The sequence below is a fragment of the Sphingomonas sp. UV9 genome, assembly GCF_004101245.1.
GTDB lineage: Bacteria > Pseudomonadota > Alphaproteobacteria > Sphingomonadales > Sphingomonadaceae > Sphingomonas.
The window spans coordinates 637,641-652,373 of record NZ_SCIN01000003.1; the positions used below are offsets into that span (position 1 = coordinate 637,641).

At 66.6% G+C, this 14,733-nt stretch carries 12 protein-coding genes; 7 read left to right on the forward strand and 5 right to left on the reverse strand.

What is annotated here, in order from left to right:
• Positions 1-32 precede the first annotated feature (32 nt).
• From EQZ23_RS15205 to alr, 5 genes are all read left to right on the forward strand, one after another.
• The gene (locus EQZ23_RS15205) at positions 33-1,931 is read left to right on the forward strand and encodes a TonB-dependent receptor (protein ID WP_128455255.1); all 1,899 of its coding nucleotides are present in this window, start codon (positions 33-35) and stop codon (positions 1,929-1,931) included.
• 20 nt (positions 1,932-1,951) lie between these two features.
• A complete protein-coding gene (locus EQZ23_RS15210) occupies positions 1,952-2,725 on the forward strand; it encodes an ABC transporter substrate-binding protein (RefSeq protein ID WP_128455256.1) in 774 nt (257 codons plus the stop codon).
• 157 nt (positions 2,726-2,882) lie between these two features.
• Positions 2,883-3,851, forward strand: coding sequence for an iron ABC transporter permease (locus EQZ23_RS15215; RefSeq protein ID WP_128455257.1), 969 nt, complete (start codon positions 2,883-2,885; stop codon positions 3,849-3,851).
• The gene (locus tag EQZ23_RS15220) at positions 3,842-4,621 is read left to right on the forward strand and encodes an ABC transporter ATP-binding protein (RefSeq protein ID WP_128455258.1); all 780 of its coding nucleotides are present in this window, start codon (positions 3,842-3,844) and stop codon (positions 4,619-4,621) included. Before EQZ23_RS15215 ends, EQZ23_RS15220 begins: the two co-directional genes overlap by 10 nt.
• A 103-nt stretch (positions 4,622-4,724) precedes the next feature.
• Positions 4,725-5,753 (forward strand): alanine racemase, encoded by a 1,029-nt coding sequence (alr, locus tag EQZ23_RS15225; protein ID WP_240663645.1) that lies wholly within the window; start codon positions 4,725-4,727, stop codon positions 5,751-5,753.
• Here the strand turns inward: alr and EQZ23_RS15230 are convergent.
• The 4 genes from EQZ23_RS15230 to EQZ23_RS15245 form a co-directional block, all read right to left on the reverse strand.
• Positions 5,746-6,654: a 2OG-Fe(II) oxygenase gene (locus EQZ23_RS15230; RefSeq protein ID WP_240663603.1), complete on the reverse strand. Its 909-nt coding sequence runs from the start codon at positions 6,652-6,654 to the stop codon at positions 5,746-5,748. The genes alr and EQZ23_RS15230 overlap by 8 nt on opposite strands.
• A gap of 161 nt (positions 6,655-6,815) precedes the next feature.
• Positions 6,816-10,088 (reverse strand): TonB-dependent receptor, encoded by a 3,273-nt coding sequence (locus EQZ23_RS15235; RefSeq protein ID WP_128455261.1) that lies wholly within the window; start codon positions 10,086-10,088, stop codon positions 6,816-6,818.
• A gap of 147 nt (positions 10,089-10,235) precedes the next feature.
• Positions 10,236-11,423 carry an acetyl-CoA C-acetyltransferase gene (locus EQZ23_RS15240; RefSeq protein WP_128455262.1) on the reverse strand — a complete coding sequence of 396 codons (1,188 nt, stop codon included), beginning with the start codon at positions 11,421-11,423 and terminating at the stop codon, positions 10,236-10,238.
• Positions 11,424-11,456: 33 nt separating this feature from the next.
• Entirely contained in the window at positions 11,457-12,452 is a 996-nt protein-coding gene (locus EQZ23_RS15245) for an alpha/beta fold hydrolase (protein ID WP_128455263.1), read from the reverse strand.
• 77 nt (positions 12,453-12,529) lie between these two features.
• Between EQZ23_RS15245 and phaR the strand changes: the two genes are divergently transcribed.
• Positions 12,530-13,066, forward strand: a complete 537-nt coding sequence (gene phaR, locus EQZ23_RS15250; protein WP_128455264.1) for a polyhydroxyalkanoate synthesis repressor PhaR — start codon at positions 12,530-12,532, stop codon at positions 13,064-13,066.
• A 16-nt stretch (positions 13,067-13,082) separates the two neighbouring features.
• Positions 13,083-13,268 (forward strand): hypothetical protein, encoded by a 186-nt coding sequence (locus tag EQZ23_RS15255; protein WP_128455265.1) that lies wholly within the window; start codon positions 13,083-13,085, stop codon positions 13,266-13,268.
• Between the two features lie 15 nt (positions 13,269-13,283).
• On the opposite strand, the gene EQZ23_RS15260 is transcribed toward EQZ23_RS15255, so the two are convergent.
• Positions 13,284-14,726, reverse strand: coding sequence for a hypothetical protein (locus EQZ23_RS15260; RefSeq protein ID WP_128455266.1), 1,443 nt, complete (start codon positions 14,724-14,726; stop codon positions 13,284-13,286).
• Positions 14,727-14,733 lie beyond the last annotated feature (7 nt).

The following is a 14,733-nucleotide window of genomic DNA, read 5'->3' on the forward strand; positions in this document are numbered from 1 at the left end:
TGGTCGAGGGCGGTTCTGTCAGGACGTGCCCCATGACGAAATTCTTCCTTTTCCTGAGCGCCGCAGCGATCGCAGCCCCGGCGTATTCCCAGACCATTCCCGATACCGACGCGCCCGAAGTCGTCGTCACGGCTACCCGTGCCGCGCAGCCGCTGAGCGAGATCGGGCAGGCGGTGACCGTGATCGACCGCGCCGAGATCGAGCGCCGGCAGACCGTCGTCGTCTCCGATCTGCTCGCGACCACGCCCGGCGTCACCGTCACCCGCAACGGCACGGTCGGCGCGCTGACCAGCGTCCGTATCCGCGGTGCCGAGGCGGACCAGACCCTGGTCGTGATCGACGGTGTCCGCGTCAACGATCCGTCGTCGACCGGGGGGGGCTTCAACTTCGGCAATCTCCTGTCGAGCTCGGTCGAGCGGATCGAGGTGTTGCGCGGACCGAACTCGGTGCCGTGGGGCAGCCAGGCGATCGGCGGCGTCGTCAACATCATCACCGCAGCGCCGACCGAAGGCGTCCAGGCGCGCGCCAACGCCGAATATGGCTATGCCGACAGCCTGTTCGCGAGCGCAGGCGTCTCGGGCAAGACGGGGCCGGTGTCGGGCTCGCTGACCGGCGGGTATCTGAAGACCGACGGCATCTCGTCCGCGGCCAGCGGCACCGAGCGCGACGGCTATCGCCAATATGGCGCGACCGGACGGCTGGGCGTCGAGTTCGCGCCGGGGATCGGCCTCGATCTGCGCGGGTATTTCGCGGACAGCCGCGTCGAGATCGACGGGTTTCCGGCACCCGACTTCGTCCTTGCCGACACCGCCGAATATTCGAAGACGCGCGAGGCCTATGGCTATGCCGGCCTGCACGCGAACTTCGCCGATGGCCGGTTCAACAACCGCGTCGCGTTCACGATCGCCGACATCGACCGCGACAATTTCGACCCGAGCTTCGGCAGCGATCCGACCTTCATCGGCCGCGGCCGCAGCGAACGCTATGAATATCAGGGCGACTTCCGCCCGCTCGACCAGGTCCGCGTGGTCGCTGGCGTCGAGCGCGAGAACAGCCGCTTCAACGACGGCTTCACCTTCGCGAACACCGGAATCACCAGCGTCTACGGCCAGCTGATCGTCAAGCCGCTCGACATCCTCACCATCACCGGCGGCGTCCGCAACGACGATCACGACGATTTCGGCAGCCACACCACGTTCGGCGCGAACGCGGCGCTGGCGTTGCGCACCGGCACGACGATCCGCGCGAGTTATGGCGAAGGCTTCAAGGCACCCACCCTGTACCAGCTCTTTTCCGACTACGGGAACCGCGGTCTCGATCCGGAGACGGCGCGCAACTTCGACGTCGGTGTCGAGCAGGCGTTCCTCGATAACCGGGTTCGCACGGGCGTAACCTATTTCAATCGGCGGGCGCGCAACCAGATCGACTTCCGCGATTGCAGTCCGGCGGAGCAGACGACCGCCGGTTCGATCTGCGTCGACCGCCCGTTCGGCGTATACGACAACATCGCCCGCGCCGAGGCGGACGGCGTCGAGTTCACGCTCGCGCTGCGCCCGGTCGATGCGCTGACGCTGACCGCCAACTACAGCTATATCGACACCGAGAACCGCTCGATCGGCAGCGATCTCGGCAACGACCTCGCGCGCCGTCCCCGGCAGACCGCCAGCGTCGACGCCGATTACCGGTTCGCGTTCGGGCTGTCCGTCGGCGGCACCGTGACGATGATTGGCGACAGCTTCGACGACGCCGCCAACACCACGCGGCTTGACGGCTATGCGCTCGCCAGCGTCCGCGCGGAGGTGCCGATCAACGACCGGATCGCGCTGTACGGCCGCGTCGATAACCTGACCGACTCGCGGTACGAGACGGTCGCCGGGTACGGCAATTACGGCCGCGCCGCGTATGGCGGCGTGCGGTTGCGCCTGAAGTGAGGCGCGGGGCGATCCTTCTCATGCTGCTGCTGGGGGCCTGCGCACGGACACCCGGCAGTGGCGGCGGCGGGATCGTCTCGACCAATCCGTGCGTCGATTCGGTGCTGATCCGGATCCTGCCCGCATCGCGGATCGCGGCGATCAGCCATTATTCGCAGGACCCGGCGGCGACCTCGCTCCCGCTCAGCGTCGCGCGCCGCTTCCACGCCACCGCCGGGACAGCCGAGGAGGTGATCGCGCTGCACCCCGATCTCGTCATCGCCAGCACCTACACCCCGCCCGCGACCCAGGCCGCCTATGCGCGCGCGGGGCTGAAGACGTTGCTGCTCGGCATCCCCGACTCGATCGCCGAAAGCCAGGCGCAGGTGACGCAGATCGCCGATGCCGTCGGCGCGCCCGCGGGAGGCGCGCGGATCAACGCGGATATCGACCGCGCCGTGACCCGCTGGAGCCGCAAGGATGAACCCTCGCCGAGCGCGTTGCTGTATATAAGCGGCGATCTCGCGACCGGGGGGAGCACGTTGCTGAACGAAATGATGACCCGTGTCGGCTTCCGCAACGCCGCCGCGACCTATGGCCTGACGCATACCGGCACGTTGTCCGCCGAGACGATCGTGACGCAGCCGCCGGCCATCGTGATCGCCCCCGAACGCGCCGGCCGCGGCACCGCGCTGCGCCGCCGCCTGCTGCCGACCACGCCGCAAGCCGTCTTCCCGCGCGTGCTGATCAACTGCGGCGGCCCCACCATCCCGCCCGCCCTCGAACGCCTCGCCGCGATAAGGGCGGGGCTGTGATGCGACACCCATATCAAAACCACCCCGGCGAAGGCCGCGGCCCAATTGGAATGGCCGAAGTAACGGAGCGCCGTGCGCTGTCACGATCGTCCCCCAATTGGGCCCCGGCCACCGCCGGGGTGGTGGCGGTGGTCGGTATGGGCGAGGAGGCGTTCTGATGACCCGCACGCCCAAACTCATCGCCCTCGGCCTGCTCGTGCTCCTCCTGTTCGGCCTGTCGCTTGGCTGTGGGAAAGTCTGGGTACCGCTCGACGCCTGGTTCTCGAGCGACCCGCGCTGGTGGATCATCCTCGAACTTCGCCTGCCTCGCGCGGTGCTCGGGCTCGCACTCGGCGCGACGCTCGGGCTGTCGGGCGCGGTCCTGCAAGGCTATCTGCGCAACCCGCTCGCCGACCCGGCCGTCGTCGGCGTGTCGTCGGTCGCAGCACTCGGCGCGGTCGCCGCGATCCTGTTCGGCGCCGGTTCGGGCCTAGCGATCTTCGCCGCCGCGATGCTCGGGGCAGGGGGCGCGGTCGCGTTGCTCGCCGCGCTCACGTGGCGGTCGCCGAGCGCGATCACCTTCATCCTCGCCGGCACCGTGCTCGCCAGCCTCGCCGGCGCGCTGACCGCGTTCCTCATCTCGATCGCGCCGAACCCCTATGCCGTCGCCGAGGTGATCGACTGGATCATGGGCGCGCTCACCGATCGCGGCTGGGACGACATCACGCTCGCGCTGCCGCCGATGCTGCTCGGCGGCGTCCTGCTGATGCTGACGGGCCGCTCGCTCGATGCGCTGTCGCTGGGCGAGGCGGCGGCACGGTCGCTCGGCATAAGGATGGGTCGGGTGCGGTGGCTGGTCGTGCTGGGCACCGGGCTGGTGGTCGGCGCCGGCGTCGCGGTGACCGGCGTGATCGGCTTCGTCGGTCTCGTCGTCCCGCATCTGCTGCGCCCGATCTTCGGCCACCGCCCGAGCGCCTTGCTGCTGCCATCCGCACTCGGCGGCGCGGCCCTCGTGCTCGCCGCCGACAGCCTCGTCCGCCTCGCCCCCGGCGCAGGCGAAGTCCGGCTCGGCGTCGCGATGGCGCTGATCGGCGCGCCGTTCTTCCTGGGGTTGCTGGTCAAGGAACGGGGTCGCGCATGGATCTGATCGTCGACGCGCTCAGCGTGAAGCTCGGCAAGCGCATCGTCCTCCACGACGTGTCCGCCCACCTGTGCCCCGGCCGCGTCACCGCGATCCTCGGCCCCAACGGCGCCGGCAAGAGCACGCTGGTCAAGGCCGCCGCGGCGCTCGTCGATCGTAGCGAGGGCCGCGTCCGCCTCGATACGCAGGACGTCGCGACGATGGACCCGCGCGCCCGCGCCCGCGCGATCGGCTATCTCCCGCAGGACGCGACGGTCCACTGGAACATCATCGCCCGCGACGTCGTTGCGCTCGGCCGACTGCCCCATCTCGGCGCGCATGCCGCGCCGTCGCCCGAGGACCGCGCCGCCACCGACCGCGCGATGCACGACACCGAAACCACGCACCTCGCCGATCGCCCGGTCGGCGAACTCTCCGGCGGCGAGCGCGCCCGCGTCCTGCTCGCCCGCGTGTTCGCAGGCGAACCGCGCTGGCTGCTCGCCGACGAACCGCTCGCCAGCCTCGACCCCTCGCACCAGATCGACCTGCTCGCCCGCCTGCGCGCCTATGCGGCTGGTGGGGCAGGAGTCGCGATCGTCCTCCACGACCTCGTCCAGGCGCAGCGCGCGGCCGACGATGCGCTGGTGATCGCAGACGGTCGCGTCGTCGCGTTCGGCCCGGTCGCCGACGTGATGACCGCCGACATCCTCGCGCGCGTGTTCGGCGTCCGCGTCGCGCCGCTCGACGATGGCGGCCGCCGGCTGCTGGTGCCGGTCGGGCGCATCGAGGTCGGCTAGACCGATCGCCGGAAGGGTCGGATCGCGTCTGGCCCAGGGCAGACCGGGTGAAAGATCATCGACGCGCCGGGCCCGGTTCACTATCCCGCGCCGGGTGATCGACATTCCCGCCCCCCTCCGCCTGCGCCTAGACGGCGACGCCCTTGTCCAGAACTGGCGGACGCTCGACCGCATGAGCGGCACCGCGGCCTGCGGTGCCGCGGTCAAGGCGAATGGCTATGGCCTGGGCGCGATCGAGGTCGCACGCCGCCTTGCGGACGCAGGCTGCCGCGATTTCTTCGTCTCGAACTGGCAGGAAGCCGCCGAACTCGCCCCGCTGGGGCTGAGGGTGTCCGTCCTCCACGGCATCCGCGAGGAGGACATGCCCGCCGCCACCGCCGGCTTCGCCCGCCCGGTGCTCAACACGCCCACCCAGGTCGCCCGCTGGAAAGCCGCAGGCGGCGGCTCGTGCGACGTGATGGTCGACACCGGCATGAACCGCCTCGGCGTCTCGGCGGACGACATCGCCGGCGGCCTGCTCGACGGCCTCGCGATCGAAACGCTGATGAGTCACCTGGCGTGCGCCGACCAGGACTCGCCGATGAACGCAGCGCAACGCGACCGCTTCGCTGCGCTGGCGGGCACGACGTCCGCGCGGCGCATGAGCCTCGCCAACTCCGCCGGCATCGCGCTCAAGGGCTATGCGTTCGACCTGACCCGTCCGGGCCTGGCGCTCTACGGCGGCATCCCCCGCGCCGACATGACCGCGATCCGGCAGGTCGTTCGCCCCGAGGCGCAGATCCTTCAGCGCCGCCGGGTCAGCGCGGGCGACACGGTCGGTTACAACGCGCTTTGGACGGCCAAGAACGACACCGAGGTCGCGATCCTCAACGTCGGCTACGCGGATGGCTATCGACGGGATTTCACCAATATCGGCGCGGCGGTGGTGTCTGGCCGGGTGTTGCCCGTTCTCGGCAGGGTCTCGATGGACCTGGTCGCGATAGGCGTCGACGCGGCCAGCGACCTTGATGAGGGCGATTGGGTCATGCTGGACTATGCCCTGCCGACCAGCGCGGCCGCGTCGGGGCTGTCGCAATACGAACTGCTCACCGGCCTCGGCCAGCGGTTCGAGCGGGTGTGGACGACTAGCTGATCGTCCACGGATCGATCGGTTTCGCCCGGATCCAGCGCGTCGCCAGCCATTTGGCGCCCTGTGTCACCGGCAAGCCGGCATGCCGGCTGGATTGGTCGATCGCCCCGTCCCGGGTCAGTGTCCGGAAGACGATCGCGTCGCCACCGCGCGGCGTAATCGTCAGGTTGCCGGCGGGAAACTGCGTTTCACCGCCGCCATAGCCCTCGTTCAGATAGATCAGAACGGTCGCGACGCGCTGGTTCGCGGCGTCCTGGATCGTGTCCAGATGCAGCCGATATTGCTGCCCCGGTCGATACCGCAATATTGTGAGCGGCTCGCCCTGGGCAATATCCGTGCCGCTGATGGCTGCAATGCGCCGGTTGAGGGCACGAACGACCAGATCCTCGCGCGCAGGCCCGATCGCGGTTCCGTCCGACGTCCGGATCGGGTGCGCGATCCAGCGACCGGTGCGCGGATCGATCACGCGGGCGGGCTCCAGCATCGTCGCCGCGACGCCGGCGAGATGAGCACACTCCGCGGCGGTGAACAATTTCGGAAAACGGATCACATCGGGTTCCGCGCTCAGTATCTCGGGGACTGGCAAGGTGATCGGCGCGCCAGCAGTATCTATGGCCATCGCCTCGATCAGCGCCAGTTGCCCCTGCGCGACCGGATCGTTTCGTGCCGCAGTTCGCAACAGCGCAAGGGCACCCGGCCAGTCGGCCTTGCCACCGCTACCGTTGGCGGTCAGCGCGATCTCCATCAGTGCGGCATCGACGTGACCGATCGAAACCGCGCGGGCCAATAGCGTGCGAGCAAGGGTCAAGTCTCGGGAAACGATGTCGCCGGCGAGATACCAAACTGCCAATTGCATCAGCGCGTCGACATCGCCGCGATCGGCGGCATTGTTTAAAAGAGCCATCGCTTCAGAGACCTGGCCGTTCGAAACCAGATGTAAGGCGGTCGCCGCAGGGCTTTGTGTCATGTCCGTTTCATAGCAGAGCGCGCCCGCAAACCGCTAACCCACACAAAAAAAAAGGGCCGAGTTTCCTCGGCCCTTTTCAGGTTTTTCGTTCCGGTTGCTTAGAACTTGGCGGTGACGCCGACGTAACCGAAGCGACCACGGTTGTCATAGATCGCGCTGCCTGCGCCGATACCCGTGAGACCGAAGGGCGGCAGCTTGTTGCTGACGTTGTTCACACCGAAATACGCATTGAAGCGCTCGTTCACGTCAACACCGGCACGGATGTCGTGATAGGTGACGGCCGGATATTTTTCGATCGTCGCATAATCGGCATTCTGCGGCGGCAGGCCATTCAGGCCGTTAAAATCCTCGAACGTATTGATGTACATCTTGTCGATCCAGCGCACCGAGTAGCCGAACGAGACCTTGCCGATCTTGACGTCTGCGCTGATGTTGAACTGATCCGACGGATCGCCCAATTCGCCCGTGATCGTGTTCTTGAAGCTTGGATCAGCCGGGTTGGTGAAGTTGTCGCGCTGGATAACGTGGGTCCAGATGCCCTTGGCGGACACTTCGCCCCAGTTGAAGCGATGATTGTACGCGATGTTGGTGTCGATTCCGGTCGCCTTCAACTTGGCGAAGTTAGCCGTCGTCTGCAACAGCGACCCTTCGAGAACACGGAACGGAATTTCGCCGCGCGGACCGCCACCGGCGCCTGCGCGCTGGAACAGGTCGCAGAACGGATTGTTCAGTGTCGGCGAATCATAGCACAGGTTCAGGATGTTCTGCGCGGTAACGGCCGAAATCACCTTGTCGACGGTGATGTTGTAGTAATCGGTCGTGATCGAAAGACCCGGCAGGAAACGCGGCTGGAATGCACCACCGATCGTGTAGGACTTGGACGTTTCGGCCTCAAGCTGCGGGTTGCCGCCGCTGATGATCTCCAGCGACGAGCTGTACACATAGTCGTAGCCGGCGGGTGCGCCTGCTGCGGCACAGTTCGTCGCGCGGGTTGCAGAGCCCGTGGCGAGGTTGCGGGCCGAGCAGGGATCGTTCGGTGCCGGCGTGAAGTTCTGGCTCTGCGCCGAATACAGGTCGCCCAGATACGGAGAGCGTACCGACTTCGAATAGGAACCACGCACCATCAGGTCACGGATCGGACGCCAGTTAACGCCGCCACCATATGCGTACACCGTGCCGACCGAACCCTTATAGTCCGCGACGCGACCCGAGCCGTTGATCGTCAGCTCCTGCAGAAGCGGAACGTCCTTGACCAGCGGGATCGAGATTTCGCCGAACGCTTCCTTCACCTCGAACGCTGGCGAACGGAAGGAGGGGATCGCGTTGTAGAACGCGTACCCAGCCTGCGTCACCGGATCGAGATCATAGGAGAGCGTTTCCCGCCGATACTCGCCGCCCAGCGAGAACGCGATCGGGCCGCCCGGCAGCTCGAACAGCTGGCTCAGGTCGCCGGAAATGTAGCCCATACCCTGGAACTGGGTCGCCTTGCCGGTCGCTTCGGTCGTAACGGTCAGATAGTTGCGAACCGCCTGGCTGACCGAACCGTCGCCGAACGGATTGAGCGGAACGCATGCCGCGACATCCGCTGCCAGCACGGCGGGGTTACCCGCCCGATCGGTGCCGGCATAGGCCGGAGTGACCTGAGAGCGGCAGACGATCTGCCCGGATGCATTGCGCACCGAATCGTTGGCGAGCAGGAAGCGCTGACGGTTGATGTTGCCTTGGATGACGTTGCGTTCGCGATGTTCGCCGTAGTTGGCGGACAATTCGTAATGCCAGTCGGTGTTGAAATCGCCACGGACGCCGCCGACGATACGGTAGGTCTCGCGGCGGATGTTTTCGTCACGGATGCCGAGATCGACATAGTTGCGGCGCGACGAGAAGCGGTACGTTCCGGCCGCGATCTGCGCCAGCGTGGCATTGCGGAGGGCAACCCCGTTTGCGGTGGTGCCGAATGCGGCGCCGGTGTTCGGGTTGACACCGGAATTTACCGCCGCGGTCAGCTGGGCGGCGATCGTCGCACGAGCACCCGCATCGAGATAGGGGTTGTCGAGACGAATGCCCTCACGATTGACCGGTCCGTTGCCGGTCGGATTCGTAAGGACGTAGGACCGATCGTTGAACCCGGCGATCGACGTGGCGTCGGCGAGTGTCTGCCCCTGCGAGAAGAACGGACCGCTCTGCGAGCCGCGCGCTTCCGACCGGACATACTTGGCTTCGACGAACGGTACGAATGCCGGGCTGACCTCGAAATGGCCGATCAGGTTGACGGCATACCGGTTGAGTTCCGGCGACAGCACGAGCAGCTGGCCTTCGCGGCCGGTATAGCCGTTACCGCCGACATAGCTGCCATTTGGCCCGAGACCGATGCGCGTACCCGTCTGCGGGGTCAGCGAGCCATTCGGCTGGAACAGATAGGCGCAGGTGAACGAGCTACCCACCGAATCCACGCCGCATGGTGCGTTGGCGGTATTTGCATAGCGGATGCCGACCTGGCCGCCGGTCGAAATCGTCGTCGAACGGATGTCGCGGACGAAGACACGATCGGGAATACTGTCCGATCCGTTTACCGCGCCTGCCGGATCCGTATCGACGATGACGAAACCGTCGTTCTGGCGAAGATTCGGGCGACCCGATGCGTAATAATCCTGCTGGTGCGCGTATTCCAGGTTGACGGCGATGTTGCCGCGTCCATCGGCAAAGTTCTTGCCGGCGACTGCCGACAGATACTGGTTGCCCGCATCACCATATTTGCTGATGCCGGTCTGGCCGTGCAGAGCCAGGCCGTCATAATTTTCCTTCAGGACGAAATTGACGACACCGGCAATTGCGTCCGAGCCGTATACGGCTGAGTTGCCACCGGACACGACTTCGATCTTCTCGATCAGGTCGGTCGGGAACGTGTTGATGTCGGGGCTGTTGCCGTTGTTGATGATCTCCGACGAGACATGGCGTCGGCCGTTCACTAGAACGAGCGTCCGCGAGGTACCCAGACCGCGAAGATCGAGCAGGTTGAGGCCGCGAACGCCAAGCCCGCTCGTCGAGTTCTGCGAGCTGACCGTGCTACGGAGCTGAGGCAGGTCGTTCAGAACGTCACCGATCGACACGCGGCCGGATGCGAAGATGTCCGCAGCGGTGACGGTCGTGATCGGATTGGGCGATTCGTCGTTGGCACGACGAATGCGCGACCCGGTGACGAGGATTTCCTCCGCCCCGGCGTCTTCCCCCTGCGTTACCTGGGTCGGCGTGGTTCCGTCTGCGTTGACCGGCGGCGAATTCGCGTCGGGAACGTCCTGTGCAACGGCAAGGCTGGGCAGAAGCGAAAGAGCGCCGACCAATGCGGTCGCGCCTAAAAAGCGAGCTAAGTTCATGAAAACCCCCCATTTCGGCATTTGTGCCGTAATGGACGTACCGTGGCGCGAGGGGGGCAGTCGCGCAACGGTTTATTGCGGGTTCATGAACAGGGCGCCATTATTGAACGTGTCGTGTTACAAAGATGCAACAATTGGTAATAAAGCCTACCGTTCTATGCACATAGCGATTCCCATGCCGCCGCCGATGCACAGCGTCGCCAGCCCACGCTTCGCATCGCGCTTCTGCATCTCGTAGACCAGCGTCGTCAGGACGCGCGCGCCGCTCGCGCCGATCGGATGGCCGAGCGCGATCGCGCCGCCGTTGACGTTGACCTTCGCGGCGTCCCAACCGAGTTCCTTGCCGACCGACAGGGCTTGGGCGGCGAAGGCTTCGTTTGCTTCGATCAGGTCGAGGTCGGCGAGCGTCCAGCCGGCCTTCTCCAGCGCGCGCTTGGTCGCGGGGACGGGGCCGATTCCCATGATCGACGGGTCGACGCCGGCCGACGCCCAGCTCTTGATCGTCGCGAGGATGGTCGAGCCGCGGCGTTCGGCTTCGTCGCGGCGCATCATGACGAGCGCGGCGGCGCCGTCGTTGAGACCGCTGGCGTTGGCGGCGGTGACGGTGCCGTCCTTCTTGAACGCTGGCTTCACGCCCGAAACGCTCCCGATCGTCGCGCCGGCGCGGATGTATTCGTCGTCGGCAACGACCGTGTCGCCCTTGCGGCCCTTGATCGTGACCGGGGCGATCTCGTCCTTGAACCTCCCCGAGCCGCGCGCGGCCTCGGCCTTGTTCTGCGAAGCGACCGAGAAGGCGTCCTGTTCGCCGCGCGTGACCTGGTATTGCTCGGCGAGATTCTCGGCGGTGATGCCCATGTGATAGCCGTTGAAGACGTCGGTCAGGCCGTCGCTGACCATCGTGTCGACGAGGCTGAGACTGCCCATCTTCTGGCCGGCGCGGATCGACTGGGCGTGCGCAGAAAGCGACATCGATTCCTGGCCGCCGGCGACGACGATCGTCGCGTCGCCGGTCTTGATCGCCTGTGCCGCAAGCGCGACCGCGCGCAGGCCCGAGCCGCAGACCTGGTTGACGCCCCAGGCGGGGACTTCCTTGGGGACGCCGGCGGCCATCGACGCCTGGCGCGCGGGGTTCTGGCCTTGGGCGGCGGTGAGGACCTGGCCGAGAATGACTTCGGAGACGTCCTCGCCGGCGACGCCCGCCTGTTCGAGCGCGGCTTCGATCGCGATGCGGCCGAGTTCGTGGGCCGGCGTCGTCGCGAACGCGCCGAGGAAGCTGCCGACGGGGGTGCGCTTGGCGGCGGTGATAACGACGTCAGTTGGAAGCAGGTCGGTCATGTCGGAATCCTCTATGGTTGGACCCCATGTAGGTCAGCGGAGCGCGGCGATCCAGTTGGCGAGCGGTTCCCAGAGGCGCGCGCGCGCGGAACGGCCGACGATCATGCCGACATGGCCGGCGCCGAGATCGCGACGGTCGGCGAAGCCGATCGCGGTTGCGGCGGGGACGATGCGGTCGCTGAGCGAGACGAACTCGACGGTCGGGCAGGGGAGTGCGAGCGGATCGACCGGGGTGCCGGCGATGATCCAGCCACCTTTGCCGGGAAGGTCGTCGGCGATGCAGTTGTCGAACAGCGACGCGGCGGCGGCGTAGGGGAGGGGGGCGCCGGCATTCGCCCAATCCTCGAGTCGGACGAACGCGCGCGCCGCGTCGCTGTCGGGGGCGAGGTCGGCAAAGGCTTCGTATTTGGCGATCGTGCGCGCTGGGTCGAGTTGCCAGAAGCCGGCTTGGAGAACTTCCATCGGGAGCACGCCGAGCATCGCGGCTGCGGGCTGGACCGCAGCCCAGGTTGCAGCAAGTGTCGCGCGGCCTTCGCCATAGCCGGTGAAGTGCCACGGCGCGGCGATGGTCGCGACGCCGGCCGTAGCGGTGATCGCGGCGGCACCGATCGCCAGCGTCCCGCCGAGGCAATAGCCGACCAGCACCGACGGTTCGTCCAGCTCCCGCAGCAACGGCACGAGCAGATGCTCGACATGCGCCGCCAGATCGAGGTCGCGGTCCTCAGAGCCGGGCGCTCCCCAATCGACCAGCCATGCGTGAAAACCTTGTGCGGCGATCCACCGCACCAGCGAAGTCTCAGGCGAATGATCGAGGATTTCGGGGGGATTTATCAGCGACGGGACGAACACGACGGGGCGTCCGATGCCCCCGTAATCGCGCAGCGAAACCCGCCCCGCGCGGTGGATCGCCGGCCTCGGATCGGGTCGCTGCTCTCGTGGTGCGGCCTGATAGGCACGCAATCCGGCCAGCGCGCGGGCCATCCGTTCGGGCGATGCTGCGGTCTCGCTGTTTAGCACGTTGAGGAACAAGGGTAAGGGCCTCGGTCCTTGTTGCGGTGCGTCATCAAAGACTGTAGCCTCCGTTTCAAACATAAGACGGGGGATCCATGAAGAAGCAACCGGCGGCCGACGGAATCGTCATCATCAAGAAGTACGCCAACCGGCGGCTCTATAATACCGAGACCTCATCCTACATCACGCTCGATCATCTGGCGACGATGACCCGCGAGGGCCGCGACTTCAAGGTGGTCGACGCGAAGACCGACGAGGACATCACGCACAACGTCCTGACGCAGATCATCATGGAGGAGGAGAGCCGCGGCGAGACGATGATGCCGGTGAATTTCCTGCGCCAGCTGATCTCGATGTATGGCGACTCGATGCAGACGATGGTGCCGGGGTATCTCGAAGCGTCGATGGACAGCTTCCGCCGCAACCACGATCAGTTCAAGTCCGCGGTCGAGGGCGCATTCGCCAACTCGCCGTTCGCCGATCTGGCCAAGCGCAATCTTGCGATGTTCGACGTCGCCACCCAGGCGATAAACCCGGCCACCCCCGCGCCTGCCGCCAGCAAGGACGACGAGATCGCGGCGCTGCGCACCGAACTCGCCAAATTGCAGGAAAAGGTCGAGAAGCTCGGCTGACCGGGCGGGCTGACCGATGGGGCCGGTATTGTGGAGTGCGAGTGGCGGCCTGGCCGCGCTGGCGGTCGTCGCCGGGTTCGGCGAGCGACGCAGGCGACGGCGGCGCGATCCGGATTCGGTCGGCTGGGTGGACTGGCCGACCGTGCAGATGCTCGCGCTGATCGCCTTGGCCGTCACGGTCGGGCTGGCATTCAAGACCTGAGCGTTCCGTACGGCGTCACCGGCGCGTGTCGGTACGCAGACGATAGACGCTCTGGGGCAACTCGCCGATCTTCACCGAACCGACCAGCCGATAACGCGCGGCGATCGCGCGCAGTACCAGCGCCTGGGTCGCCAGGTTCGTACTCGGTTTGGGCGCGCGCAGGACGATCACGCCCGGACGTGCCGCGATCAGCCGCGTGACTTCGACGACCGGATCGATCCCCGTACCATGCGACTCGGTCGTCTGGCCGAGATGGCTGCGAAAGATATAGGCCGTCGGCAGGCAGGATCGGGTGAGGAAATAGAGGATCGGTTCGCTGCCATACGCGAACATGCAGCCTCGCGGGTGTTGGCCGATCAGCTGGACGAGTTGGGCGATCTGCCATGCGTTGCCGCGCCGTCCGACGCGGACGCTCGTCAGGATGGTCGCGGCGAGCGCACCGAATGCGAGTACGGCGGCAAGCCGAAATACGGCCGTGCGGACGGTTGGCCCGGCGAGTCCCGTGCCGGCGGCGACCGACAGCGGCAGCGCGAGTGGCAGCATGTAGAGCAGCTCGAACGTGTGCATGATCAGGATCGCGATCACCGCGGCGACGACCCATCCGAGCGCGAAGCTGCCGGCCCGTCGGCCGCGCCACGCCAGCCAGGCGAGCGGCACGCTGAGGCCGATCCCGCCGAGCAGCTTCAGGAGATTGGAGAACAGCGTGTCGTCGTCCTGCTGCCCGAAGATCGAGAGGAAATTGGCGAAGACGAAGGCGTCGCCGTGGCCGGCCGCGGCATAGACGGCCCAGGCAAGCGCGGTCGGCAGCAGTGCCGCTGCGATCCACAGGCCCGCGTCGGCCGCCAGTCGGCCGATCGATCGGCCATCGCGATGCGCGGTCCACACCAGCGTCAGGCCGAAGAAGATCCCCTCGAACATCGCGGTGTACTTGATCTGCATCGCGATGCCGACCAGCAGCATCGCCCCTGCGCCGCGCAGGCTGATATGCCGCTGGTCGCGCGTCGTATCGAGCACCAGCAGCGCCGCCGCTGCCATCAGGGCGTTGCCCCATACCGCCGACTGTCCGCCCGCGCCGTCGAACACGATGATCCAGACGAGGTAGATCAGCCCCGCGCCCAGGCTTGCCACCGGGCTCGTGGCCACGGGGCAGAGGCGGTCGACGATCCGAACGACGAGCCATGCGGTGCCCGCAACAACGAGCGTCGCGGCAAGCTGGTACATCACTATGCCATCGCCGCCGACGCTGCGGATGGCAGCGAAGATCAGGAACAGCCCGACCGGCTTGCGATCGAAGATGTCGACGAACGGCCATGCGCCGTGCAGCAGGCGATCGCCGACCAGCAGGTAGAATTGCTCGTCGCTATGGATCACCGGGTTGCCGAAGAACGGGCTGCGGAGGGCAAGGGCAATGAGGAGCAGGACGATCGCCTGCCCCGGTCGGTGACGCAGACTAAACATGATCGTC

Excerpts from the sequence above, each read along its gene's own strand:
- EQZ23_RS15235 (WP_128455261.1), bottom strand. The coding sequence starts at position 10,088 with ATGAACTTAGCTCGCTTTTTAGGCGCGACCGCATTGGTCGGCGCTCTT.
- phaR (WP_128455264.1), top strand. The coding sequence starts at position 12,530 with ATGAAGAAGCAACCGGCGGCCGACGGAATCGTCATCATCAAGAAGTAC.
- EQZ23_RS15230 (WP_240663603.1), bottom strand. The coding sequence starts at position 6,654 with ATGGCTCTTTTAAACAATGCCGCCGATCGCGGCGATGTCGACGCGCTG.
- EQZ23_RS15255 (WP_128455265.1), top strand. The coding sequence starts at position 13,083 with ATGGGGCCGGTATTGTGGAGTGCGAGTGGCGGCCTGGCCGCGCTGGCG.
- EQZ23_RS15210 (WP_128455256.1), top strand. The coding sequence starts at position 1,952 with ATGCTGCTGCTGGGGGCCTGCGCACGGACACCCGGCAGTGGCGGCGGC.
- EQZ23_RS15260 (WP_128455266.1), bottom strand. The coding sequence starts at position 14,726 with ATGTTTAGTCTGCGTCACCGACCGGGGCAGGCGATCGTCCTGCTCCTC.
- EQZ23_RS15215 (WP_128455257.1), top strand. The coding sequence starts at position 2,883 with ATGACCCGCACGCCCAAACTCATCGCCCTCGGCCTGCTCGTGCTCCTC.
- EQZ23_RS15220 (WP_128455258.1), top strand. The coding sequence starts at position 3,842 with ATGGATCTGATCGTCGACGCGCTCAGCGTGAAGCTCGGCAAGCGCATC.
- EQZ23_RS15205 (WP_128455255.1), top strand. The coding sequence starts at position 33 with ATGACGAAATTCTTCCTTTTCCTGAGCGCCGCAGCGATCGCAGCCCCG.
- EQZ23_RS15240 (WP_128455262.1), bottom strand. The coding sequence starts at position 11,423 with ATGACCGACCTGCTTCCAACTGACGTCGTTATCACCGCCGCCAAGCGC.